This is a genomic window from Paenibacillus puerhi, assembly GCF_009846885.1.
GTDB lineage: Bacteria > Bacillota > Bacilli > Paenibacillales > NBRC-103111 > Paenibacillus_G > Paenibacillus_G puerhi.
On sequence record NZ_WUWM01000020.1, the window covers coordinates 94,263 to 120,150 of the forward strand.

The 25,888-nt window shown below is 57.3% G+C and carries 20 protein-coding genes and 1 pseudogene; 2 read left to right on the forward strand and 19 right to left on the reverse strand.

The window, feature by feature from the left end; all coding sequences use genetic code 11:
• The first annotated feature begins 145 nt into the window (after positions 1-145).
• Positions 146-1,357, forward strand: a complete 1,212-nt coding sequence (locus tag GSF01_RS18410) for an AI-2E family transporter (protein ID WP_159886610.1) — start codon at positions 146-148, stop codon at positions 1,355-1,357.
• 301 nt (positions 1,358-1,658) lie between these two features.
• Here the strand turns inward: GSF01_RS18410 and GSF01_RS18415 are convergent, their stop codons facing one another.
• The 5 genes from GSF01_RS18415 to GSF01_RS18435 all read right to left on the reverse strand — a co-directional run bounded on the left by GSF01_RS18415 (position 1,659) and on the right by GSF01_RS18435 (position 8,029).
• Complete coding sequence (locus tag GSF01_RS18415; protein WP_159886612.1) at positions 1,659-2,468, reverse strand: hypothetical protein; 810 nt, start codon at positions 2,466-2,468, stop codon at positions 1,659-1,661.
• A gap of 984 nt (positions 2,469-3,452) precedes the next feature.
• On the reverse strand, positions 3,453-4,538 hold the full coding sequence (locus GSF01_RS18420; protein WP_159886614.1) for a Gfo/Idh/MocA family protein: 1,086 nt from the start codon (positions 4,536-4,538) through the stop codon (positions 3,453-3,455).
• 13 nt (positions 4,539-4,551) lie between these two features.
• Complete coding sequence (locus GSF01_RS18425) at positions 4,552-5,508, reverse strand: AraC family transcriptional regulator (RefSeq protein WP_159886616.1); 957 nt, start codon at positions 5,506-5,508, stop codon at positions 4,552-4,554.
• 72 nt (positions 5,509-5,580) lie between these two features.
• Positions 5,581-6,585, reverse strand: coding sequence for a Gfo/Idh/MocA family protein (locus GSF01_RS18430; RefSeq protein ID WP_159886618.1), 1,005 nt, complete (start codon positions 6,583-6,585; stop codon positions 5,581-5,583).
• A 112-nt stretch (positions 6,586-6,697) separates the two neighbouring features.
• A complete protein-coding gene (locus GSF01_RS18435; protein WP_159886619.1) occupies positions 6,698-8,029 on the reverse strand; it encodes a DRTGG domain-containing protein in 1,332 nt (443 codons plus the stop codon).
• A gap of 180 nt (positions 8,030-8,209) precedes the next feature.
• Between GSF01_RS18435 and coaA the strand changes: the two genes are divergently transcribed.
• Entirely contained in the window at positions 8,210-9,130 is a 921-nt protein-coding gene (gene coaA, locus GSF01_RS18440; protein ID WP_159886621.1) for a type I pantothenate kinase, read from the forward strand.
• A gap of 189 nt (positions 9,131-9,319) precedes the next feature.
• On the opposite strand, the gene GSF01_RS18445 is transcribed toward coaA, so the two are convergent.
• The 14 genes and pseudogenes from GSF01_RS18445 to argH form a co-directional block, all read right to left on the reverse strand.
• The gene (locus GSF01_RS18445; RefSeq protein ID WP_159886623.1) at positions 9,320-9,946 is read right to left on the reverse strand and encodes an FMN-dependent NADH-azoreductase; all 627 of its coding nucleotides are present in this window, start codon (positions 9,944-9,946) and stop codon (positions 9,320-9,322) included.
• Between the two features lie 135 nt (positions 9,947-10,081).
• Positions 10,082-10,506, reverse strand: a pseudogene (locus tag GSF01_RS18450) (STAS/SEC14 domain-containing protein).
• A 27-nt stretch (positions 10,507-10,533) separates the two neighbouring features.
• Complete coding sequence (mglC, locus tag GSF01_RS18455) at positions 10,534-11,544, reverse strand: galactose/methyl galactoside ABC transporter permease MglC (RefSeq protein ID WP_159886625.1); 1,011 nt, start codon at positions 11,542-11,544, stop codon at positions 10,534-10,536.
• Positions 11,545-11,564: 20 nt separating this feature from the next.
• Positions 11,565-13,082, reverse strand: coding sequence for a sugar ABC transporter ATP-binding protein (locus GSF01_RS18460; protein ID WP_159886627.1), 1,518 nt, complete (start codon positions 13,080-13,082; stop codon positions 11,565-11,567).
• 138 nt (positions 13,083-13,220) lie between these two features.
• Positions 13,221-14,288 carry a galactose ABC transporter substrate-binding protein gene (locus GSF01_RS18465; RefSeq protein WP_159886629.1) on the reverse strand — a complete coding sequence of 356 codons (1,068 nt, stop codon included), beginning with the start codon at positions 14,286-14,288 and terminating at the stop codon, positions 13,221-13,223.
• Positions 14,289-14,510: 222 nt separating this feature from the next.
• Positions 14,511-15,491, reverse strand: a complete 981-nt coding sequence (locus GSF01_RS18470; RefSeq protein ID WP_159886631.1) for an ABC transporter substrate binding protein — start codon at positions 15,489-15,491, stop codon at positions 14,511-14,513.
• Complete coding sequence (locus tag GSF01_RS18475) at positions 15,488-17,272, reverse strand: cache domain-containing sensor histidine kinase (RefSeq protein ID WP_159886633.1); 1,785 nt, start codon at positions 17,270-17,272, stop codon at positions 15,488-15,490. The genes GSF01_RS18470 and GSF01_RS18475 overlap by 4 nt, the downstream gene beginning before the upstream one ends.
• Positions 17,269-18,915, reverse strand: coding sequence for a response regulator (locus tag GSF01_RS18480; protein ID WP_159886635.1), 1,647 nt, complete (start codon positions 18,913-18,915; stop codon positions 17,269-17,271). The genes GSF01_RS18475 and GSF01_RS18480 overlap by 4 nt, the downstream gene beginning before the upstream one ends.
• Positions 18,916-19,134: 219 nt before the next feature.
• Complete coding sequence (locus GSF01_RS18485; protein ID WP_235941596.1) at positions 19,135-19,860, reverse strand: PIG-L deacetylase family protein; 726 nt, start codon at positions 19,858-19,860, stop codon at positions 19,135-19,137.
• Between the two features lie 46 nt (positions 19,861-19,906).
• Positions 19,907-20,776 carry a carbohydrate ABC transporter permease gene (locus GSF01_RS18490; protein WP_159886639.1) on the reverse strand — a complete coding sequence of 290 codons (870 nt, stop codon included), beginning with the start codon at positions 20,774-20,776 and terminating at the stop codon, positions 19,907-19,909.
• Positions 20,777-20,791: 15 nt separating this feature from the next.
• The gene (locus GSF01_RS18495) at positions 20,792-21,709 is read right to left on the reverse strand and encodes a carbohydrate ABC transporter permease (RefSeq protein ID WP_159886641.1); all 918 of its coding nucleotides are present in this window, start codon (positions 21,707-21,709) and stop codon (positions 20,792-20,794) included.
• A 20-nt stretch (positions 21,710-21,729) separates the two neighbouring features.
• Entirely contained in the window at positions 21,730-23,106 is a 1,377-nt protein-coding gene (locus GSF01_RS18500; RefSeq protein WP_159886643.1) for an extracellular solute-binding protein, read from the reverse strand.
• A gap of 44 nt (positions 23,107-23,150) precedes the next feature.
• Positions 23,151-24,086, reverse strand: a complete 936-nt coding sequence (locus tag GSF01_RS18505) for an amidohydrolase family protein (protein WP_159886645.1) — start codon at positions 24,084-24,086, stop codon at positions 23,151-23,153.
• Positions 24,087-24,088: 2 nt separating this feature from the next.
• Entirely contained in the window at positions 24,089-25,624 is a 1,536-nt protein-coding gene (gene argH / locus GSF01_RS18510; protein WP_159886647.1) for an argininosuccinate lyase, read from the reverse strand.
• Positions 25,625-25,888: the final 264 nt, after the last annotated feature.

The following is a 25,888-nucleotide window of genomic DNA, read 5'->3' on the forward strand; positions in this document are numbered from 1 at the left end:
CGCTCTCTCCCTCAGCATATGGGCGAATGACCTGATCGGTGACGGCCTGCGTATACAAGCGTCAGCCCCGGCCGAGACTGGGTAATAGGGTCATATACCAAGGCAGGCGGAACGCCTGCGACAAAGGATGGCTGGGGGAACGAATATGAATCCAAGACGCAGTGGAGCCGATTTTTTCAAACGATATTTTCTGAACAATCAATTTGTCGTTGTTTTATTGGTCTCGCTGCTGATCAGCTTGAACCTGTTTGTCCTGAACAAAATTCCTTTCATCTTCACCCCCCTGAAGGTGCTGTTCAAAACGATCCTGCTGCCATTGATCCTGACCGGCGTTGCCTATTACTTGCTCAATCCGCTGGTGAACTGGATGGAGAGGCGGCATATCAAACGGATTCAAGCCATCACAGCGTTATACCTGCTCCTTATTTGTCTGCTTACCCTGCTCGTGTTCACCGTAGTCCCTTTGATCCGCGAACAAATCATGAGCCTAGTCCGGAATTTTCCGGCCTACAGCAAGCAGGTCGAGCTGCAATTCGCCCAGCTGCTCGGCAGCCGCTTCTTCAATGAGGTTCAGCAGACCCTCGGCTCCACATCCGGAGATTGGACCTCGTCGCTGTCTGATAAAGTAACTTCTCTGATCAACTTGGCCGGCGCCGGCATCGGCGGGTTCATCGGCATTCTGACGGAGACGGTGCTGACGCTTGCAGCCGTTCCGTTTATTTTGTTTTATTTACTCAAGGACGGCAAAAAGCTTCCCCGCTATATCTTGAAATTCGTGCCAACCGCATGGCGCCGTTTAGGCTATACCGTGCTCAGCGAGATGAATGACAAGCTCAGTTCCTACATACGCGGCCAGCTGATCGTAAGCTGCTGTATAGGCTTGCTGCTGTATATGGGCTACCTGATCATCGGACTGGATTATTCGCTGGTGCTCGCCGTCATCGCCGCCTGCACGAGCATCGTCCCTTATCTGGGCCCCATTATCGCGATCACGCCTGCTTTGATCGTAGCCGCGGTCACCTCGCCTGTCATGCTGCTTAAGATGGCGGCCGTATGGACTGTCGTTCAGCTCATCGAGGGCAAAGTCATTTCGCCGCAGATCATGGGCAAGTCGCTGCACATTCACCCCGTTACGATTATTTTCGTCATTCTGACCGCGGGCAATCTGTTCGGTCTTCTCGGTATCATTCTAGCCGTCCCGGGCTATGCGGTGCTCAAGGTGCTTGCGCGTCATGCCTTCCGGTGGATCAAGTCGCATTCCAGCCTGTATGCTCCGCGCAGGTCGGCAGAGCCGTCCCACGTCACGCCTTCTGCGGAAGCGCTAGGGGAAACGCCCCTCGAAGGGGCTGACCGTTAGGAGCGGGCAGCGCGGATACGGGAAAGAGGCCCTCGGTGTTTTCCGAAGGCCTCACCTGGATCGAACTGCGAACCGGCAGTCCGGGTCTGCGCCACTCTCGTCTCTCCGCTATAATGGCTTAGGAAGGGATAGCTTCCGCCGGTAGAGGTCAACAGAGAAGACCTCCCATCGGCGTCGATGAAAAGTGTGTCCTCGGACCTACCGCGGACCGCAAAAGCGAACAGTCCGATTCGCCCTCCCACGGGAGAGTGAACCGGACTGTTCTATGCCGTTTTTCGGCTTTATCCATATTCAGAGCGTTTTATGCCCCAGTTGCGCTTGTCCCTTCGGCGGCTGCATCGGCAGCCGGAGCGGGACGCTGCGCGTCTGTTTGCTTCCGATCAACGAACTGACGGATCGACTCATCGAGCGAATCCTTGATTTTACTCACGAGTTGCTCCTTATCGATGCCCTTCTCCGCAGCGATCTCCGTCAGCGTTTTTCCTTCCTTCAGTGCGGCCGTCAGCTCATCCTTCGTCAATCCGATCAGGCCCGACACGGTCTCCGGATTGCCAAAGTGGCCAAAACCGCCTTTACCGCCGCCCGGGAACCCGCCTTTGCCGTGCTGTCCGCCTAACAAGCCTCCTTTACCGGCTCCTTGACCGGCAACTGCCGTAATTTCCTTCTGAATGCGCTCAGAAAGTCCCGCTATTTTTTCATCCGCCTGGGTTTGTGTGAGCTTGCCGGCCGTGATGAGCTCCGTTACTTTTGCCGTTTCGGCCTCCACCAGCTTTTGCAGCAAGGCTTCCTGGCTCAAGCTGCCCTTTTCCTGCGCAATCTGCGCAAGCGTCTTTTGCTGCATGAGCTCCTCACGAATCACCGAGGACTCGATGCCAAGCAAAGCAGCCGTTTGTTCAACCAGTCCGCCGCCATGCTTGATGCCGCCTCGCTGTCCGCGTCCTCCTTGCTCTGAGCCTTTGGCTCCCGGCGTTTTCGCGCTTCCCTGGTTATCGACTGCGGCTGCGGACGAATCCGTCGCCGCGAAGGCTTGCGAATAATAAACGCCGGTTCCACCTACCAGTAATCCGGCTGCCAATGTACCTGTCGCGATTTTCTTCATCAATGGGTTCATGTCTCATTCTCCTTTGTTCTTAGGGATTGGTATAGATTGCTACAAGACCCATGATAGAGAAGTAACCTGAAGCCCACATGAAGGGCTGCTGAGTGTTCCTTTAACATTAGCTGAAGATTGGCTGAAAGTCCCTATGAACCCACACCTTTCCGATAGGGGGATCACGAAGCAGTCGTCTGGTATGTTCGTTAGTTGCCAATGCACCGGCAAGCAAGATCCGCATGGCCATAGAGAGCCTAGGTTGACGAGCGCCGCCCTTTATGCTGAAGGGAACACCGGAGACAAACCTCTTGCTGGACGCGTAAGCTATCTATTCGCACCGCGCACAGCTCCCAGCGCACGGTTTAGCTGCATGACGGACGGTCTGTCGACCACATGCAGGCCCATACGGACACCAGCGCCGTTATTAGTCGTTTATCGCCCAATTTTGGAAATTAACGGACACAGGGGACGTTATACGCCGCTGCATGGGCACGATTCCGCCCATTTGGGCACAATAGCCGCATCTAGGTCCGTTACTTTGTCAATTTAACGTTTTGTGCACAAATAACGGCTCTACAGTCCGTTCCGCCTTCATGGCGCCCCCTTTGTATCGAAACTAGGCGAAGCTTCAAAGTTGCTCTCTTCGCCGTCAGTAAGGTTGGCGTACGTTCAGCGTTCCCGAACACGCACCACCTTTCCCCAGCCACGCTTCTCACCGCCACAGCCCGCGCCTTTCCGGACCGTTCCCCCATCCCACCGCCGCACTCGCCCTCTTCCCAAACGCTCCCGCTAGTTCTCCTCCGCCTCACTCGCCCTCTTCCATACCGCTCCCGACAGTTCTCCACCGCCTCACTCGCCCTCTTCCATACCGCTCCCGACAGTTCTCCACCGCAGCCCGAGCGCATCCTTTCCGGACCCTCCCCGCTGCCAAGTACGCCGGCCCGAGACGCCAAAAGGCCGCTCCCTGTCGCCAGGAAACGGCCCGCTTGCCGAAGCTTGCACTTACACGTCCAGGTAAACCGCCTTCCCGGTACGGGAAGATTCGTATACCGCTTCGAGAATAAGCGAAACGATATACGCCTGCTGCGGGGTTACCACAGGCTCCTGGTCGAGGTCGATGGCCTCGATCCAGCGCCTCATCTCCAGATCCGCATCCTTCTCGGCCTTGCCGTCATAGAATGCTACGCCCCCGGCCTTAAGCTCGACCTCGCTCGTGAACAGACGGCTGTGCTTCTCGCCGTTGATACGAAGGCCGCCCTTCATGTCAGCGCCTCCCTCGGTGCCGCACAGCGTGCACTTGGCCTCGTCGACCTCCAGCGTATTCAGCGCCCAGCTCGACTCCAGGACGATGCTCGCTCCGTCCTCCATCACAATCATGCCGAATGCCGAATCTTCTACCGTAAATTTGGCTGGATCCCACGGTCCCCAAGCGTTCGCCGCATTTTCTTTCTGGCTGAGCTTGTGATAAGACGTGCCGAGCACCACCTTCGGCTTGTAATTGTTCATCATCCAGAGCGTCAGGTCCAGCGCATGGGTGCCGATATCGATAAGCGGGCCCCCGCCCTGCTTCTCTTCGTCGAGGAAAACGCCCCAGGTCGGTACGGCGCGTCTGCGGATCGCATGGGCTTTGGCATAGTAAATCTCGCCCAGTTCCCCATCCTCGCACAGCTTCTTCAGATGCTGGCTATCCGGCCGGAACCGGTTGTTGTACCCGATCGTCAGCTTCTTCCCGGTCCGCTCCGCCGCTTCGACCATCCGCTTGGCATCCGCTGCCGTCTTCGCCATCGGCTTCTCGCACATGACATGCTTGCCGGCCTCCAGGGAGGCGATCGCGATCTCCGCATGGGAGTCATTCGGCGTACACACATGGACGATATCGATCGAAGCGTCGTTCAGCAGCTCACGGTAATCCGTGTACACGGCTGACCCTTCGGCTCCATATTGCTCCGCCGCCTCGCGGGCGCGCTCTTCGATGATGTCGCAGAAAGCGACCATTTGGATATTGGACAGCTTGCTCAGGCTCGGCATATGCTTGCCTTTGGCGATACCGCCGCAGCCTACGATAGCAATTCGATAAATACGGGACATGTCAGTGTCCTCCTTATAAGGAAATGGGTACTGCTGATGGCGTCCGGCGGCCTCGGTATTGAGACGGCGTCATACCGAACCGCTTGCGGAACACCGCATGCAGGTAATTGCCGTTCGCAAAGCCCTCCAGCACAGCGATGCGCTCCACGGGTAGATCGGTTTCGTCCAGCTTGCGGCATACCGCCTCCAGCCGGATATCCTCCACGATGCTGCGAAACGAGCTGGTCGGGTGATAGATCTTCAGGACGCGCTGCAGCTGGCGCGAGCTGATGTGGAGCTTATCGGCGACATCCTCCAGGGTCAGCGGACAAGCGTAGTTGGAGCGGATATACTGCAAAGCGAACCGGTAACGACTTGCATTGACATCGCGCTCCGGCAAATCCAGCGGCAGCTTCCCGTCGTCGTAGGCGCGCACCGTGCGCAGCAGGATCTGCACGATACACTGCTTGATCGTGGTATACGAGCCCGAATAGTTATCGCAGCAGGCGCGGTACGCCTCCAAAAAGCAGGGCATCGCCTGATGAACATCCAGTGTCGGCACGAGAGGAAGCGCTTGCAGTTTGCTCACGCAATCCTCGGCTTCCGCGATTTCCCACCGGTCCACCCCGCTCTCCAAGCCGTCTACGATCCCCGCGCTCCGGTCCACAATATCGATATGCAGACAAAGCTCCTCCATGGAAGCCTCCGTATGCGCCTCCTGATAGTGCATGACCCCGGGACCGGTCACGTACAGCATGCCTTCGCTCAACTCATAGGGCTGGTCGATCAGGATCACCTTGCCGGCGCCGCTTGGAATAAAATGAAACTCGAACTCCGCATGCTTGTGAAAGCTGCAGGTTTTGCCGGACGCAAATGAGGTCAGGTGGAACCGCAGCACGCGGATTTCATAGTGGCCCCACCGGATTCTCAGATCCAGCCGCTCGAGAGCATCCTGCCGCTCCCACATCACCTCGTACGGAAAGGCGCTCATGCCATCTCCTCCGCATTCAAATTCCAATTTGCCGCTGAGCGCAGACGCAAACCGCTTCCGGCTCTCCTTAACTTAACGGGTCAGCTCATCCAGGCGGACGGCCCGCCGCTCGCGAGCAGACAGGTTCGAGGCTTCCATCAGCGCAGTCAGCTCCAGGGCGACCCGGATGTTTTCTTCGGCCAACGTATCCTTCGCGATATGCTCAACCCACTGCTCGAAGGCACTCTCCCGCCGCTCGGGCAGCTCCAGCTCATGCCACTTGTCGGCAAACGCTCCGTCCTTCCCTTTGGTGCGAAGCAGCAGCTTATTATCCGGCGTGCCGTACAACAGCGTTCCTTCTGTGCCATGCACCTCCAGCGTGAACGGGGAGAAGCTGTTGACGAAGCCCGCCTCCACTATGCCGAGCGCTCCCGATTTCGTGGAGAGCACCGAGACGGCGTTATCCTCCACTTCCTTGCCCGTGATATACCCGTAGTGGGCCGTGACGTCGACCGGCTCTTCGCCGAGCAGCAGCCTTGTCAAGTACATCGGGTGACAGCCCAGATCGATCAAGGCTCCTCCCTGACAATCCTCCAGGCTGTAAAAATGCGGAGGAAGCCAATCGGCGATCGCCCCGTTGTGAGACAATCTGGCGCGTACGAGGGTCAGGCGGCCAAGCGTTTTCTGCTCCAACAGCTCGCGGATTTTCAGCGTGTAGCCCTCGTTCAGACGGGGCAAGGACACGGTGAGCTTCACACCGCTCTCCGTTACCGCAGCGATAATGTCCTGCGCTTCCCGAACGGTAGCGGCGATGACCTTCTCCGTAAATATATGCTTGCCCGCCTTAGCTGCAGCCACCATCACCTCGCGATGCATACGCGTGGGCGCGTCAACGATGACCGCGTCAATATCCGAGGCAAGCAGATCGTCCAGCGATTCATAGAACGGCACCCCCTGCTTCTCGGCAGCCTCTCTCCCCCGCTGAGCATTCTCGTCCCATACCCCGGCAATCTCCGTATCCGGATGCTGCTGGGCCTCCTTCGTGTAATCCCAGGCGTGAACATGCCAATAACTGATTTTACCGATGCGCAGAGCCATGAATCCCCCTCCTTCACCTATATGAAATTGAGACATCATGGGAATAATGTACCACAGTTTTTTCGTTAGTTTTAGTGCAATTTGGCGACATCAATTCTATAAAAACACGACATCAATCCACCAAACGGGCCGTAAACATGGACTTGGCCATACGGACGCCGTTCAGCTCAACCTCCACCTCGATTTTGCAAAAACGGCGGCTCAGCTCGATCATACAAGGCCAGATCTCGACCACGCTGTCCAGCGGGATCGGCATCAGGAAATAGCCCGAAGAGCTGTCCAGGATCAGGTCGCCTCTCCGATGCTCCTTCACGATCCGCAGCGCAGCCTGATTCATCAAGGTCGCCAGCATGCTTTCCGACGCCATGCCCACGTGGTTGGTCATCTGCGCCGTAATCGTTCCGCGAAAAAAAAGCTTGCCTTCCTTATCCCGGTTTTTCTCAAATCCCGCCCAGATCAAATCCTCGAACGATTCTCCGTATTGGGGCTGAGTCTGGATAAACTGCATCGCCTTGAGCACGTCGCTGCGGCTGATGACGCCCAGCATCTTCTTGTGATCATTCACGACCGGCAGCATCTGAATGCCTTCCCATACCATCGTATGACTGGCGGAGACGACGGATGTCTGCACATGGACGGTAAGAGGACTTCGCTTCATATAATGCTCTACGGGATCGCCAGGCTGCGCGCTCAGCACATCCTTCGTCGTCAAGATGCCGACAGGACGATGATACTCGTCTACGACCGGATAGCGCGTGTGGCCGGTTTCGGCGATCATCCCCTGCATATGCTGAACCGTATCCGTTCCCTTCAAATAATAGACGGGCGTATCGGTCCGAATAATGTCCTGCACTAGAATGATTTTCTTCTTGATCATCCGATCATGGATAGCGCGGTTAATGAGCGTCGCCACCGTGAACGTATCATAGCTGCTGCTGATGATCGGCAGCTCGAGTCGATCGGCCAGCTCCCGCGCCTCGGCAGACGCCTGGAAGCCGCCCGTGATCAGCACGCCCGCTCCCTGCTCCAGCGCATACAGATGCGCCTGACTGCGGTTGCCCACGATCAGCAGATTGCCCGGCTCCACGTAGCGCATCATCGCTTCAAGCTGCATCGCTCCGATGACGAACTTATTCAGCGTCTTATGCAGCCCCGCTTCTCCGCCGAGCGTGACGCCGTCGACGATATGGACGACTTCGTCGAAGATCAGCCGGTCGAAGGGATTCCGCTCACGGGCGTCGACGCGCACCGTGCCGGTCCGCTCCTTGGTGCTCACCAGCCCCTCGGCTTCGGCCTCCTTGATCGCCCGGTACGCCGTTCCTTCGCTGACATCCATCACCTGGGCGATTTTCCTTACCGAAATCCGGGTGCCGACGCTGAGCTTCTCGATATAGCGCAAGATCTGCTCGTGCTTGGTCAATAGTTCCTGCGGGCGGTCGTTCAAAGGTCGCTCACCTCATGGCATCAAGTTGGGAATAACCTATGCTTTCATCTCCAATCTTAGCGTACAGACGCAGAAAAAGCATCCCGATCGTACGGGAAAGCGCTTGCCATGTCTTGTTTTTTACGAAAGTTGTGCTACTATTTGAAAATACGACATTGTGGCGCGAGGTATTAGGCACTTATGGATCCCTACTCACTTTACTTTGAAATGAACCGTGCGGAATGGTCGGAGCTGAGATACAGCGAGACTCCGCCTATAAGCCGGGAAGAATTTGACCGCCGGAAAGGCTTCCACGACCGGATTTCATTCCAGGAAGTCGAAGACATCTACTTGCCGCTCACCCGGTTCATCCATCTTCAGGCCGCAGCGGCCCGGCAGCTCCATGAAGCGTCGGCCACCTTTCTGCAGCACAGAAGGCAGAAGGTTCCGTTCGTCATCGGCATTGCCGGCAGCGTAGCGGTCGGCAAGAGCACGACGGCGCGGCTGCTGCAGGCCCTACTGTCACGCGAGCCTTGGCGCCCGCAGGTCGATCTGATTACGACTGACGGCTTCTTGTTCCCCAATCGGGTGCTGGAGCAGCGCGGGCTTATGAAGCGCAAGGGCTTCCCTGAAAGCTATGATACTAAGAAGCTGCTCCAGTGCATCCGAGACATTAAGGCTGGGAAGCCGGATATTGTCGTGCCGGTGTATTCCCATCTGTCCTACGATATCGTCGAGGGCGAAGCTCAGTTGGTGCAAAGCCCGGATATTTTAATCGTGGAGGGCATCAACGTCCTGCAGGTGACCAAGGACGCCAAGGTGTTTGTCAGCGACTTCTTCGACTTCTCCATCTATGTGGACGCGGATGAGCGCGATATTGAGCGGTGGTATGTCGAGCGCTTCCTGATGCTGCGCGACACGGCGTTCCGCGACCCGCAGTCTTACTTTCACCGCTATGCCAGTCTCAGCGGAGAGGAAGCCGTCCAGACGGCCACCGGCATCTGGAAGGAAATCAACGCCCTCAATCTGCATGAAAACATCCGGCCGACCAAGGGGCGGGCCAAACTTATTCTCCGCAAAGGCCCGGATCACGCTATCGAGCGGCTGTTCGTCCGCAAGTAGCCGTCGGGATCGGGCCTTCGGCGCGTCTGACAACAACCAAGGAAGCCGAGCTTCGACGGAACCGTCGCAGCTCGGCTTTTTTCTTGCCTCTACTTCTGCCTCCAGAACGGCAGAAGACGCAGTAAAAGCCTGCACCGTCATAGCGGAGCAGGCCTGGAATGAGCCGGGTAAACCCGTCAACGAGAACTATTAGAACGCGCGTGCAGCCACAGTCGCCCGCTCTACGCCGTCAGCAATGATTTGCTCGGTGCGATCCGGAAACTGATTATGCCCTTCGACGATGACCTTCGTTACTTCTTTGATTCCCCAGAATGCAAGAACGTTGGTCAGAAAGTTTACGGACATTTCGATAGACGCCATAGGTCCTTCGGAATAAACGCCGCCTCTTGCATTAAGCAGAGCAACCTTCTTGTCGGGAACGAGACCGACCGGACCTTCCGCCGTGTAACCGAACGTTTTGCCGGCTTGCGACAAGTAATCGATATACGTATGCAGAACCGCTGGGAGCGTGAAGTTCCAGAGCGGGAAGCTGAACACGACTTTGTCGGCAGCCAGGAACTGATCCAGGTAACGGTTGGCCGTTGCCGCGGCTGCCTGCTCCTCGGCCGTAGACTCGAAGCCTTTAGCCGCTTTGAACATCCCCGTAATCATAGTCGAATCCAGATACGGAAGCTGCTCGGCGAACAGATCGAGCTCGATCACCGTATCTTCGGGATGGGATGCTTTGTAGCTTTCCAGAAAAGCCTCATGCAGCTTGACAGATACCGCTTGCTCGGCAGGACGGTTGTTAGCTTTGACAAATAAAACAGTAGACATGACAGTTCCTCTTCTCCCCAGAATGACTCTTTGGACATTCTCATTTATTGGTATTTACTTACTAAAAGTTCATAAACTTTTATGTATAATAAATATCATATGGGAGGGTCTGTTGTCAACGATTTTTACCGGGTTTTATACGGGGTATTCCTTCAACCAACTTAATGCTTGCTCATAATGATCAAAAAATTTAACGGATTCCTTGGTATTGGATTGTTGTAAATAAGTCATGATCTCCCCTTCTTCCAGGAGAAACGCAATGGCCTTACTGTGATTCAAAAGGGTTTCATTGAAGAACTTATCCTTCCATGCTTTTTGAACGGAAAAATGATCCGGCGTGTATCCTTTTCTATCCACCAGCAATTTGTACTTCCGACCCTCGGCAATGAATGGCTGGCAAGCCTGCTCGAAGCCATTAAACCAGTCGTTAACATCCTCTGTGCTAATCTTGCCAACTAGATGGGTAACCATTAAATCTCCCGAAACGGTTGTGCTAATATTTGGTTTACTCAATCTGGAACCATCTCCCTTAGTTACACAAGAATAACATTCTTATGCAAGAAAGCAACATGATTTACGAATAGAGCCTATTTCTTAGCCAAATATTTGCGGATATCGAAAGCGACGGCCGCGACGATGATCAGCCCTTTAATGATCAGCTGCCAGTACGGGCTAACGCCGATGAAGGTCAATCCATAGTTGATGACGCCGAAGATCAGCACTCCCGCAAGCACGCCGGGCACGGTTCCGATCCCGCCGGCGGTCGATACGCCGCCCACCACGCAGGCGGCAATCGCGTCCAACTCATACATATTGCCGTAGTTGTTCGTTGCGCCTCCCGTGCGCGCCGCCTCCAGCACGCCTCCGAGTCCGTACAGCGCCCCTGCTATCGCATAGATGCCGATCAGGTTGCGGGCGACACGGATGCCGGATACCGTCGCCGCCTGGACATTGCCGCCGATCGCGTACATGTTTTTGCCTAGCCGTGTCTTATTGAAGATTACCCATACGATAAGGGAGACAACGATCGCGATGATAACGATATAGGGGATCGAGTACGGCCCGTTCGGGCCGAAAAAGCCTGATCCGATGTTTGTGAAGTCGGGCCTGAGTCCTGCGATCGGCTGGGACTCGTTGGGCTTCATATCAAAGTATATGGAGTTGACCCCGTACACGATAACCATCGTGCCGAGCGTCGCAATAAACGGCGGCACATTGAGCTTGGCGACGACCCATCCGTTGATCAGACCGACAACAAGCCCGGCGAGGATGCCCAAAATAATCGGCAGTCCGACCCATAGCTCGGGCAGGTCGGGGAAAAACCTCCGCGGGTAATCGCTGAGCTGCAGCATGGAAGCGGACAGCACCGCCGTCAGGCCCACGACGCGTCCCGAGGACAGGTCGGTTCCACCCGTGATCAGGATGAAGGCCGCGCCAAGAGCGATGATCGCCCGCGTGGAATTTTGCAGCAAAATATCGCGCAGGATGCCAATGTCCAGAAACCGCGGGTCCTTCAAAGCAATCCCCGCGACCAGCAGGATCAGCACGATATAGATCGCATGTTGCGTAACGAAACCGGACAGCTTCTTCCTAGTCATTTGATTCTTCCTCCTAATCGTCAACCCAGATGCTTCGCAGCCAGGCGCATGATTTCTTCTTCCGTCGCTTCCTCGCGCTCGAGGATACCGGACAGTCTCCCGCCTGACATGACCATGATACGGTCCGACATGCCGAGCAGCTCCGGCATTTCCGATGAAATCATGATGATGCTTTTGCCTTGCCCGGCCAACTCCGCGATGATCGAGTAAATTTCGAATTTGGCCCCGACATCGATACCGCGCGTCGGCTCATCCAGCAGCAGGATATCCGGCTCGGTCAGCAGCCAGCGGGCGAGCAGTACCTTCTGCTGATTGCCGCCGGACAGATTTTTGATCAGCGTGCCGATGTTCGGCGTCTTGACGCGAAGCCGCTCCACGCTTTGTTCGGTTTCGGTTCTGGCCTTATGATCATTCATCAGCCCAAGCACATTCAGATACCGGCCCAGATTGGCGATAATCGTATTTTCCTTAATGCTCAGTACCGGGAAGATGCCGGTCGCTCTGCGCTCCTCGGTCAGCAGCGCGATCTTATGCCGCTTCGCATCGTGAGCGCTCCGGATACGCACCCGCTTCCCGCGTATCGCGATCTCGCCGGAGGCCACGGCACGCAGGCCGAAGATCGCCTCGATGAGCTCCGTTCGCTGGGCGCCGACCAGACCCCCGATCCCGAGCACCTCCCCTTCCCGAAGGTTGAACGTAATGTCCCGGAACGATTTTGGCGAAGGCGAGGACAGTCCCTGGACCTGCAGTAAAACTTCGCCCGGCCGACTGTGGCGCTCGGGAAACCGCTCCTTCAGATCGCGGCCGACCATCCGTGTGATGATAAGCTCCGTCGACAGCTCGGCGGCGGGCCAAGTACCGATCAGCTTCCCGTCGCGCATGATGGTCACTTCATCGGAGATACGCAGGATCTCCTCCATTTTGTGGGAGATGTAGATGATCGACACTCCCTTGTCGCGCAGCTGATTGATAATCTTGAACAAAGCCTCGACTTCATGGCCGGTGAGCGAGGATGTCGGCTCGTCCATTACGATTACTTTGGCGTGGTAGGAGACGGCCTTGGCGATTTCAAGCGACTGAATCTTGGAGACGGACAGACTGCGGACTATCGTCTTGGGATCCAGATCCATATTCAGCTCGCGAAACAGCTGCGCAGTCTTCTCGTACATGCTGCGGTGGTCGATTATTTTGAATGGCCCGAACCCCGTCTCCGGAAACCGGCCGAGCCAAATATTTTCCATCACATTGCGGAACGGCACGGGATGCAGCTCCTGATGTATCATCGAGATTCCCAAAGCCAGCGCATCCTTCGAGCTGTTGATCTCAGCTCTGCCGCCATCCAGAACGATCTCTCCGCCGTCCGGCTTATAGATGCCGAATAAGCATTTCATCAAGGTAGACTTGCCCGCTCCATTCTCGCCCATCAAGGCATGCACCGTTCCCGGACGCACCTTCAGGGTTACGCCGTCAAGCGCCTTGACACCGGGGAACACCTTCGTAATCTCCTTCATTTCCAACCTATATCCGGCTTCACTCATGTCGGGTCGCGCCTCCTGCCTATCGAACTCCTTCTTCCGGGCGTGCGCCCGGGTTCGCTCCTATATGCGTGCAGGGCAAAGAGAGGGGAAAGCTATGGGCATCTCCCCCACCCCGCTCTTGCCTGCCGGTTGAGCCGCTTACTTCGCGTCGTTCATGTTGTCCTTCGTGATCTTCTTATAAGGAACCCAGATATACTTGCCGTCCGTAATGTCATAACCGGTATTCTCCTTAGACGGAACTTGTCCGGACGCGAGCACGTGAGCCAGCTGCAATGTAGCCTTTCCCTGATTTTTGGCATCGTTCAGAACCGTGCCGAGCAGCGTGCCGTCCTCCAGCGCCTTCAGAGCCGGTGCCGTAGCATCCACCCCGACCACAGGGATGTACTTGTTGTCTTTGAAGTATCCCTTAGCCTTCAACGCTTCGATCGCCCCGAGCGCCATATCGTCATTGTTCGCGAAGACAGCTTCGATCTTCTCTCCCTGAGAGGCAAGAAATGCCGCCATCTTCTCCTGACCCTTCACGCGATCCCACATCGCCGTATCCTCCGCCAGCTTCTCGACCTTGATGCCCGCATCCTCCACGGCCTTGACGGAAAACTTCGTCCTCAGCTCCGCGTCCTGATGTCCGGGCTCTCCCTTCAGCATGACGTACTGGAGCTTGCCGTCTTTGTTTTTGTCCGCTTCGGGGTGGGACTTGAAGTAATCGACAACGAGTTGACCGGACATCGTTCCTGACTGTTCCGCCTTAGCGCCGACGTAGTACACCTTATCCCACTTCTTCATGTCGTCAGCCAGCGGCTCGCGGTTCAGGAAGACGATCGGGATGCCGGCGGCCTTCGCTTTATCGATCATGACGCCTGCCGCCGTGCGATCCACCGGATTCACCGCAAGCGCATTCACCTTCTTCGTGATAAACAGATCGACCTTGTCGTTCTGGGTCGGCTGCGAGTTCTGACTGTCGACGATCTCCAGCTTGGCTTTTCCTTCGGCGGCCGTCGAGATTGCATTCCGCACGCCGGTCATGAAGGTATCGTCGAACTTGTAGATCGCTACTCCGATCGTCGGCTGCTTGCCGCCCGCGCCGCCGGATGCGCCCTCGGCCGCCCCTCCCGTACTCGCGCCCCCACCTGTCGGCTGCGAGCCGCAGCCTGCTGCGGTTGCCGCAAGCGCCGCCGCCACGATCAAGGATACTGCTTTTTTCTTCATCTCAAGACCTCCATTTGCTTGTTGGATTCAAGTAGGCTCTCTCGCTTACGACTCTCATTATGTTCCATTTTCATACAAATGCACATACAATATCCTCATCTGTTCTATCGATATTCTCCTATCTTTCCTACCCGCGGAGGGCCGCAAAGCCCGCTTCCCCTGCACAGGGAAACGGGCTTTGTGCGGACCAGATACGCGTCTTGCATCCGGCAGCTGCCGGCTTTATTTCACGAAGGGGAACAGCAGCTTCTGGTTATCTGACCAGAACATATTGCTCCGGTCAATGACAGTCGTGCCCGTATCGTAGCGTTCGGGCGGCTTGCCGCCCCGAAGCAGCTCGACGGAGGCTTTGACGCCCAGGTAGCCCATGCTGAACGGATTCTGGGCGACCGTAGCCTGAATCACGCCCTCCTGCAAGTATTCGATATCCTCCTGCTCGATGTCGAAAGCAACAGCTTTCACCCGCTCCTTCATCCCGAGCCGGTCGATTTGGCGGGCCAAGCCGCTCGACGAGGCGGCATGAAGCGCAACAAGTCCCGCGACCGGCTCGTCCTGCCCGAGCAGCTCGGCGGCCTGCAGCTCGCACAGCTTTCCGTTCGAAGCGCAGTAAGCCGTCTCGCCGACCCGGATGGCCGGGTACGCCGCGAGCGCCGCCCTCACTCCGCGCTCACGCTCCGAAGCGTTGCTCTCCTCGAGCTTGAAGCCAAGCAGCGCAACGCGCCCCTGGCCCTCAAGCAGCTCAGCCAGCTTGCTGCCCGCCTTCACACCCGCCTCGTAATGATCGATGCCGATAAACGCATGCACCCGGGACGATTCCACCTCGGTATCCAGCGCCACGACCGGCATCCGCGCAGCTGCCGCCCGCTCCACGGCGGCTGCCGCCGCCTTGCCGTCATTCGCGGCAACGACCAGCGCATCGCGCCTGTAATGGACCGCCTCCTCGATCCGGCGGACTTGCTCGCTTACCTGCTCCTCGTCGGCAGTAGCCTCGGCGATCAGCTCCACGTTGAATTCCTTGGCTGCCGCTTCGGCGCCATTGCGTACCGCCTGCCAAAAGTCGCTTTCACCGGACTTCAAGATAAGCGCAATCTGCCGTTTCTCCTCTCCTTTGCGGGGCTGAGCGTCCGCCGAACCGGAGCTGCAGGAGGAAGCCAGCACACAGGCTGCCAGCAAGACGGCCATACCAGCTAGTCGTCTTCTCATGCCTCCACCTCCTGAACGGGCAAGTACGGAATCCAAACCGTAACCGTCGTGCCGGCCTCCAGCTCGCTAGCCATTTCAAGCCCATACGCATCGCCGAATTGCAAGCGAATCCGCTCATGCACATTTCTCAGGCCCACCCCCGACCCGGTATCGCTCCTCGAATCGCCCGCGGCAAGCAGTCCGCTCAGCTTGTCCGGCGGGATGCCGGGCCCGTTATCCTCCACCTCGAGTCTTACACAATGACCGATCCGCTCGGCGCGGATCTCGATACGCCCCTCATCGACCATCAGCTCCATCGCATGATAGATGGCGTTCTCAACCAGAGGCTGGAGGATCAGCTTCAGCGTTACGCAGTCAAGCACCTGCTCCTCCGCCTTGACGACAAAATCAAACTTGCGCTTGTAGCGCATTTTCTGAATGATCAAATAATGCTTCACATGCTCCAGTTCATCCTGCACGGCGATCAGCCGCTTGCCCTTGCTGAGGCTGATCCGAAAAAACTTGGAGAGCGACGTGATCATCGTGATCACCTCCTCCCCCTTCCCGCTGCCGGCCAGACGAACGACGGAGTTCAGCGTATTATACAGAAAATGCGGATTGATCTGCGCCTGGAGCACTTCCAGCTCCCCCTTCCGCTTCGCCTCCTGCTCCTCGATAATTTGCCCCATCAGCTCGCGGATCCGGGCGACCATCAAGTTGAACCTGCGGGACAAGCGTCCGACTTCGTCGTCGCCCTGCACCGCCAGGTGGATATCGAAATCCCCCTGCTCCACCTTGCGCATCGAACGCTCCAGCCGCTTGATCGGCAGAGAAATGCGCGCCGACAGAAAGGCCGAGATCAGCAGCACGAACACGATGACGAAGACCAGCAGCCACGCGATAAACCCGCCAAGCTCCTTGCGCGTCGTCAGCAGCTCGTCCATATAAGAGACTCCTATAATCTTCCAGCCGATATTGGGGACAGTCTGAATCGTGATCAGCCGCTTCTCCCCGTTCGGGGAATCAATGTAGCTGCCAAACGTATATTTCAACGCCTGCTCGACGTTTTCATATTTCAAGCCCGCATAGATCAGCTGCTGCTGGGGATGGTAGACGATGTTGCCGGCCGATTCGTCGATAATGTAGACATATCCCTTCTGACCCAGGCTAACCCGGCGAAGCAGATCGTCGATCGTTTTGAAGTTGACGTCCACCAGCAGCACCGCCTTCTTCTCCCCTCCCTCGCCGTCCAGAGTAATCCCCTTGCTCATGGATACGACCCATTTGTATTGCCCTTTGTACAGGTTCTGAACATGCGGGAGCGAGAAAGAAAGATGATTCGGATTCTCAAGCGCGCCGCGGAACCAGCCTTGCTCGGTCATCCCGGTGTTGACTCGCAGCTCGGCAGCCGGGTATCCCGTCAGCCGCTCGCCCCGCTCATCGAACAAAGCCATGGATACAATATCGCTGCGCGATTCCAGCAGGGCTCCGATCTGCTCCAGCAGAGGACCTTCCAGCTGTCCGCCGCTCTGCCTCACACGGGCGTCTACGGCAGCAAATACTTGAGCGGTGTTTTGCAGATACATCTCCAGGTTCAAGGTTACCTGATTCACGATTTGGCCGTTGCCTAGGAAAGCGTTCTGCTCGGCGGTTCTGGCGAATTTGTCATAAAGCATGCCGCTGACGACGATCATAGCCAGTACAGTTATCAGGGTGAAGGAGGTCGTGAGGATGAACTGGATGCTGCGCCCCCTCCAAAACCCCGCCAGCCTCTGCGGCAGCCCGTTCGGCCCCCCGCTCATAGGTCGCCGCGGCCGGCCGCGCTGCGGTACTCCTTCGGTGAAACGCCGACGGCTTTACGGAAGCTGAAGCTGAAATAATTCGGCTCGGCATAGCCGACCCGCTCGGCGATCTCGAACGCCTTCAGATCGGTGGTCCGCAGCAACTCCTTGGCCGCCTCCATCCGGATCGTCAGCAGATAAGCGCCGAACGTCACCTTCGCTTCCTTCTTGAAGACACTGCTGAAATAGCCTGCGCTGATATGGAGCTGGCTGCAGACTTTGGCGATGGAGAGACCGCTGTCAGGATAGTGCTCCAGCGTGTAGGCTTTGGCTTTCTCGACGAGCGATCGGTTGGCGCACTGCCGCCCCGAGGCGATGCCCTGGGCAAGACGCATGCACAGGCCCAGTATCCAGCCCTTGGCTTCGCTTAGCTCGGTACAGCTGTTCAGCTCGGCCAGCGGGGCAAACTCCGGTCCGAAGATCGTCTCCATATCGGCCTGAGCATCCTTAGCCGCCTTCAGGATGACCGTCAAGATTTCCATCAGATAGACCTGGTAGTCCTTAACCGATACCTGGTTATCGCCGATTCCCTCGAACAATCCGTCAACCGTCTCCTGAATTTCCGCTCCGGTCCCCACCTTCAGACAGCGGACCAGCGCCTGCTCCTTCAATTCGTCGAAACGCAGCTTCTCCGCGAACCGGGTCTCCACATCGCTGATGCAGATCAGCCGGTTGCCGCCGAGAAGAAGCCGGTAATCCAGCGCGAGCACGGCATCATTGAACGCATGGGACAGCTCGGTCAATTCGTCGCAGACAGTCCCGATGCCGATCGTTACCGTAATTTTCAAATACTTGTCGACGCATAAGCGGATTTCTTCTAAAACAGCCAGCAGCCTTTGCCAAACGCTCCCCGTAACCGGCTCCCTATGCAGGGCTACGATGACAAGCAGACCGTTATGGAGAAACGCCAGCCCGGCGTCATGCCGGCTCAGGACTTCCCCGACTACATTGAGGGCGGCAAACGCCCTCAGCTCCTCATCCTTGGAATAGCGTAGCGATTCGCGGGTATGCTCGCCCGGACCGTTCTCTTCCGGCTTATCGATCCGGACCGCCGCTACGGTGTAAGCGCTTGCCTTCAAGTCAAGCTGGTAATGGGCGCACTGCTCCTCGATCTGCCTGCCCGGCAGCTTGCGCGTGACCAGGGAAGCCAGGAATACCTCGCGCAGCACCGGCAAGCTTTTTCGGTAATAGTCCTGAAGCGTCAGCATATCCTTTCTCCGCTCGGCCTCTTCATCCATCTGTGCCTTCACCTTCAGCATGGCGGCGATCAGCTCCTCTGCGGAGAAGGGCTTCAGCACATATTCGTCGATCTGCAGCCTGATCGCTTTCTGCGCGTACTCGAATTCGTCAAATCCCGTCAAAATCAAAATGCGGGTGGATGGATAATGCTCGCGGATCCACTCCGCCAGCTGCAGACCGTCCATGAACGGCATCCGGATATCCGTCACGACGACATCGGGAGCCCATCGTTCGATAAGCTCTATCGCGTCCTTGCCGTTCTCCCCCGTATCCTTCACTTCAAAGCCGTGAGAAGCCCAGTCGATCTCCTCGACCATTCCTAGCCGGACATCCTCTTCATCTTCCACGATGATCAGCTTATACATGCACGCCCTCCTCCGCCAGCCAGAAGGTATCTGCGCCGGCCCGATCCCCTGCTCAAGCCGGGGCTGCCAGCGCCCGGCTCATCCAGATTGTGTTACTTACTGTAGCAGAAGCCCCTGTATCTTGGGAAGAGGGGCGACAGGAAAAAAATAAACAAACGAGCCTCAGCCCTGGCGGGATGCAGCTCGCTTGCTTCGGTTCGGCTTTCGGGGATGTACTTGTCACTCTGCAGGCTGCGCGGCGTCGTCCTGCAGTCCGTCCAGAATCCAGCTCTCCCGCTTCTTCGGCCAAGCCTCGCCATCCTGCCAGGCCAGCGCGAAGGACTCGTAGCGCCTCTCCTCGGGCAGGGTGTCTCCAAGCGGACCGAAATACCGTTCGACGGCCAGCCGCTGCGACTCATGTGCAGCCAGTGCGGCGGCCTTCACCGGCCAGTAAGGCTCCGTATCGATCGAGAAGGCTGGCTCGCGGCCGTTCTCTGTCAAGGTGGCCGACTGGATATAATACAGCTTGCGGACCGATCGCGCCTCGCCGCTCAGCACGGCCTGCGTCGCGATCTTCGAGATGGCTACATGGTCGGGATGGAAATTGCCCCCGTCCTCCGGGAACGTCACCACGATCTGCGCTCCGTGCCTGTTCAGGAATTCCGCCACGCGACTCACGAACTTCGGAGCCTCGATCTGATTCAGCTTGCCGTCGGGGTAATGCAGATGCTCAACGGCAGCGAGCCCCAGAATTTGCGCCGCCTGCTGCATCTCCCGCTCCCGGCGGTCCCCGAGCTCCCCGGGAGACTCATGGGCGTAGGCGCCGTTCTTCTGCCCGGCATCGCCGCGGGTCGCGAGCAGCAGGACCGGCGGCTCGCCTTCATCGGCCAGCCTGCGGATCAGAGCGGAAGCGAGATACGTTTCATCGTCCGGATGGGCAAATACAAATGCTGTTTTAACTGACACGGAAGCTTCAGCCCCTTTCATGCGATACGGCATGCTGCCGCTTCCCTTATTTTATCCCAGTCAGAGCCACACCGCGAATAATCTGCTTCTGAAAGATGAGAAAGACCAAAATCAACGGCACGACCGATACGCAAGCGCCCGTCATGATCAATACCCAGCCCGCCGTATCCTTCAGCTCGCTGGAGAAAAAGGAGAGGCCGACCGGCACCGTCATCCGCTCCTCGGTCATCGAGACGATGAGCGGCCATATAAACGCGTTCCAGTTGCCCAGAAAGGACAAGATGAACAGCGTCGCCAGAGCGGGCTGAACGAGCGGAACCGCGATCTTGAACAAAATGCCCCATTCGCTCATGCCGTCCATCCGCGCGGCGTCCAGCAGATCCTCCGGCACCGACTCCATAAATTGCTTCATCAGGAAGATGCCGAAGGCCGAGATCAAGCCGGGGAACAGAATGCCCCAGTACGTATCGACCCAATTCAGCTTGACGGAAAGGATGTACCAGGGGATGATCAGCATTTCCGTCGGCACCATCAGAGTGCTCAGGATGCCGATGAAGATCAGCTTTTTCCCATGGAACTGAAACTTGGCCAGCACATAGCCGATGATCGAGTCGAAGAAGCAGACGCTGACGGTCGTAATCGCGGCCACGATCAAGCTGTTCAGCAGCCACGTGGAAAAGGGCGATTTCGTAAAAACCTCGATATAGTTGTTCCAGGTGATCGTCGTTGAAAACAAGCCTAGCGTAAAAATATGCTGCGGTTCCTTCAAGGAGGTGGAAACCATCCAGAGGAACGGGAATATCATCAACACGGCTCCCAGACCCAGGATCATGTAGGGCAGCCACCGCAGCGAGCCTCTTCTCGAAGCGGCTTTTACGTTCCTGCGCGGCAAAGCCGAGATCGCCTGCACACTCATCGCAGGGCTCCCTCCTTAATATTCGATTTTCTTGTTCAGCAGCTTCATTTGTACCAGGGACAGCAGCAGAATCGCGGCGAACAGCACCACGGTAGCCGCTGCCGCATCCCCCATCTTAAAATGCTTGAAGCCCAGATTGTAGATGTGCAGCACGAGCGATAGCGTCGAATTGAGCGGTCCGCCCAGCGTCAGATTGAGCACCTGGGTAAAGGACTGAAGAAAGCTGATCGTGCCGATCACCACCGAGAAGACGATCACTGGATTCAGCAGCGGCAGCGTGACATGGATGAACCGCTGCCACCCGTTCGCTCCATCGATCGCGGCAGCCTCCTCATACATGGCCGGAATATTCTCAAGCCCCGCCAGAAAGATCAGCATCTGAAAGCCGAGCGCCTGCCAGATCATCACCGCGATGACGAGATAGATGGCCTGTGTGGCCGAGCCCAAGAATAACTGAGCGGGTATCCCGAGTTCAACAAGAATGCCGTTCACAACGCCATTTTTCAGGAGAATCCAGCGGAACACCCAGCTTACGGCGACGACGCTTGTGACATAGGGCAGGAAATAAATCACCCGGTACAGCCCCTTCAGCCGCGTGATCCGCTGGAGAAGGAGCGCTACGGCCAAGCCCAGGATCAACTGGCCGGGGACGCCGACCGCCACATAAATGACCGTATTGCGCAGCGCCTGGAGAAACACGGGGTCCTGGAACAGATTCACGAAATTGCCGAGGCCCACAAACGGCTTCTCGTCCGACAGCAGATCCCACTCCCTCACGCTGATGTTGAAGGAATACAGGATGGGGAGAATGCGGATCGTGATGAAGAAAATAAGCGGAATCAGCAGGCAGCCGTAGATGAACAAGTAGCGCTGCTGCTTGACGCTAAGGGAAGACCGCCGCCCGGTGAAGGACGGCGTCTCGTTGTTGGCCATGGAAGTGCTCCTTTCGCAGCCTATTTCTTATCCTGCTTCGCCCAGTACTCGTCATACAGCTTCTGCGTCTTCTGAACCAGCTCATCGAAGGCCGCTTTGTAGCTGACATTGTTCAGCGTAATTTTATCGATGGCTTCGACGAAATAATCCCGCTCCAGCTTCTCATCCACGAAGAAGTGGGAGTTGGCATCGGACAGCTGCTGGATGAACGGCCCCAGCTTCGCATCCTTGGTGAATTTATCCTGCAGGGCGACCTCCTTCTTGGCCGGCAGCTCGCCGACCTTCTCCGCCCACTGCTCCTGAACCTCTTTGCTTGTCAGGAACTTCAGGAATTCTGTGGCAGCTTCCAGCTTTTTACCGGACACGCCCTTGGTGATCGCATTGGCCCAGTAGGAGGCAGGCGCTGCTTTCTTGCCGTTGTGGGAAGGCAGCGGCCCGATCGCATAGTTCAGATTTGGAGCGTCCTTGGCAATCCCCCCAAGCTGGAAGGAGCCGTCTACGCTAAGCGCGGCGAAGCCGCCCTTGAACGCCGTAATATCGTTCGTGTAGAAGTCCTTGGCGCCGACCTTATGCTTGATCCCGAAGTCGACGAGATAAGTGAAGGCCTCGAGTCCGGCCGGCGTTTCGTTCCATAGTATTTTCCGGCGGTCTTCGCTGACATCCTTGCCTCCCGCCTGGTGCACGAGCGTATCGCGGAACCAGTGCGGAAGCTGCGCGTTGGTCTGGAAGGTAAAGCCCTCCACGACAAGCTCCCCGTTCTTGTCGCGCTGGGTCAGCTTCTTGGAATAGTCCACCAGCTCCTCCCAGGTGGCAGGCGGCTTGTTCGGATCAAGCCCGGCTTTCGTGAACAGATCCTTGTTGTAGAAGAGACCGAGCGTCCTCACCGCGGTCGGTATGGCATAATATTTGCCGTTCAGCTTGCTGGAATCGACGAACGGGAAAAACTCCTTCTCGATCTGCGCCGCCGAAAACGCGCTTTCCGGCAGCGGCTGCAGATAGCCGGAGGCTACATATTTGGGCAGCCAGCCGTAATACAGGTTGATGATGTCGGGGCCTTTGCCTGCAGGGACAAGCGTGGCTACCTTCTCGTTATATTGATCGTATGGAAAGTTGGTATGCTTGATCGTGATGTTCGGATGCAGCTTCTGGAAATCCTCGATCAGCTTGTTGACCAGGTCCACCTTGGCGGGAAAGACGTACTGCCAGTATTCAATCGTCACTTTCTCGTCCGAAGCGGCCGGCCCCGCGGCCTCCGCCGATGCGGGCTTGCTCTCGGCCCCTGCGCCTGAAGCCGCCGGCTTCGAGCCTCCGGAGCAGCCCGCTAGGACCGCCAATGCGCCTACAGCAAGCAGGGCGGTGAATTTTGCAGTCGCGGTAACACGGTTTACAGTAGTCAAGACTAACCAATCCTCCCGAAATAAATATGTAGGTTAAAAGTGCTTTAAACCGTCACGGCAAGCTCCTGCTGCGGCTCCAGCAGCCCCAGGAGCTTCCTGGCATTGTTGCCGAAGATCCCTTCGATCTCTTCCTCGCGGAAGCGCAGCTCCCGGCACACCCGGACCTGATCCTGCAGGTAGCGGTAGACGAAGCCCCGCGGAAATCCGCTGGAGTCTGTGCCGAACACGAGACGCTCCGGCCCGATCAGCTCATACGTCTTGCGGAACAGCAGCTCGAGTGTCAGGTCGTAGGGCGACCAGCGCATCCACTGGTTGGAGCCGGAGGTATCGATGTAAATGTTCGGGCAGCCCCAGCAAAGATGGAGCAGCTCCTGGAAGTACCCCGCTCCGAAATGCGGAATAACGAACGGAATCGTCGGGTATTCGCGCGCCACGTTGAAGATCGACAGCGGATTGATATTGAGGTGCTGGACAATGCCTCCCGTATGCCCGAGCAGCCCGAAGTGGATCAGCACCGGCAGCCGGCGCTCGGCCAGAAAGCGCCAGAGCGGACGAAGCGAAGCGCTGTCGAACGGTATTTGCACCATCGGACCAAACAGCTTGTAGCCGCGCAGTCCCAGCGCATCAACCGCGCGCTGCAGCTCCTCGGCCGCATCCGGCGCTTCGATGGAGTGGTGGGCGAAGCCCGTGAACCGGTCCGGATATTTGGCGATCTGACTTGCCAGATCGTCATTGTCCCGGGCCGTCAGAAAGTTGATGCCGCCGATGCCGTACCGGTCCAGCTCCTCTGCCCAGCGGTCGATGATCGGCTTCCTTGCGTCTGCTTCATCGGACAACGGCTCAGGGAAATCCCAGGCCAGCCGCATGCGCTCGGACCGCTGTCTGTTGAAGGAATCGAAAATTTCATTGCGTGTCATGAACGGGGTCGGGTACGGCAGATGCCCGTGAATGTCGAATACTCGAAAATCGGTTCTGAACATGGCTATTCCGCCTCCGTTCCTAGTTTAGTTACCCGCCGCGCCCATTCGCTTATGGTGCGGCTCACCTGCTGTTCGGCCGCACGGATCGAGCCGCGCGCCTGCTCCAGCCAATCCCTTTGGCTATCGAAGCGTTCCTGTTGCTCCTTCAGCGCCCGCGCCACCTCCAGAGGATTCGGTCCCCCTGGCAGCTTGCGGACCTCGATGAAGTTATGCGGGTCGAGCGCTTGGCGCAGCGCCTCCTCGCTGAGCTTCAAAGGATATCCGACCGTCTCGCGGGCCGCTGCATCGAGGGTCTGGAGCGAAATATCCCGGACGCTGCCGCCCGACTCCACTACGCGGCTTACCGTACGGCTGACGATGAGATGCGACTGACGAAAAGAAAGTCCTTCCTGGCGGACCAGCGTATCGGCCAATTCGGTCACCGTCGCGAAGCTTTCCTCCGCACGGGTGCGCAGTACGTCCTTGCGGATGTGCAGCGTAGCGATCACATTCGCCAGCAGCCGGTAAACCGCGCTCAGCTTCTCCAGACTTCTCCAGGCATACGGCTGGAGGTCATCCTCCGTATCCACAATATCCCCGAAGGGCGTATTGTGGATCATGGTCAGCACGGTCTGCGCATCGCCGAAGACGGCTGACAGCAGAGCGCGGGCATGCTCCACGGAGACGGGATTGCGCTTCTGCGGCATAATCGAGCTGATCTGCACATACGGAGCGGCAACGCGCAGAACCGCGAACTCCTGCGTGCACCACAGCAGCAGCTCCTGCACGAAGCGGCCCAGATTGACCGCCGCGAGCTGGACGGCGGCCGCCGCCTCGCCGACATAATCCGAACCGCTGACCGCGTCGTACGCATTCACGATCAGCTCGTCGAAGGCGAGCAGCTCCGCTACCCGGCTTCGGTCGACCGCGAAGCCCGAAGTCGTCAGCGCCGCCGCGCCCATGCTGCTGCGGTTGCAGCCGCTGTAGGCCCGCTGCAGCCGGACCAGGTCACGGCCAAGCGAATCCGCGACCGCCGACAGGTAATGCGCCAGTGTCGTAGGCTGAGCCTGCTGGGTATGGGTGTAGCCGATCATCACGGTATCTGTGTGCGCCTCAGCCGTCTTCAGCAGCTCCCGCTGCAGAAACAGCCCTGATGATACCGCCTGCAGCAGCTTTTCGCGAAGCACGAGACGATACAGCGCGATCCCCATGTCGTTGCGGCTGCGTCCGAGATGCAGATACCCTGCCGCCTCGCCGGCCAGCTCCGCCAGCTCATGCTCGACCTGGAAGAACAGATCCTCGTAAGCGCCCGTGTATGTGCTTTGACTTAGCGCCTCCAGATCGATCCTCGTAAGCGCGTCCGCGATGCGGCTTGCATCCGCCTCGTGGATGAGTCCTTGCTCGCCGAGCATGATCAGATGCGCTTGGTTAACTGCCATCATCGGCCCCAGCAGTTCGGACTTCGCTTGCTCGTAGGCCGGCTCCAGGACGGCCCGCGTATAGGCTGCGCCTGGAAAACGTTCCTCGTCATCCAGTTTCCATTCGTCTGAAATGCCCATGATGTGTGCCCTGCCCCCCGCTTGTAATAGCTGTTGTGCCGGGTAAACGAAAAAAGACACGCAGCCCTGCATCGACGATAAAGTCAATGCGGCTGTACGTGTCTCCAGTTGCCCGGTGGAACGCAACAATAACCGAGTTATCCAATTAATTTACTCAACATTGCATGAGTGAATATTACAGGATGATCCAAATGTTGTCAACAAAAATTTATAAGAAAACAATCTAGGTTATTTATTGACTTAAATTGTAATTAAGTTACAATA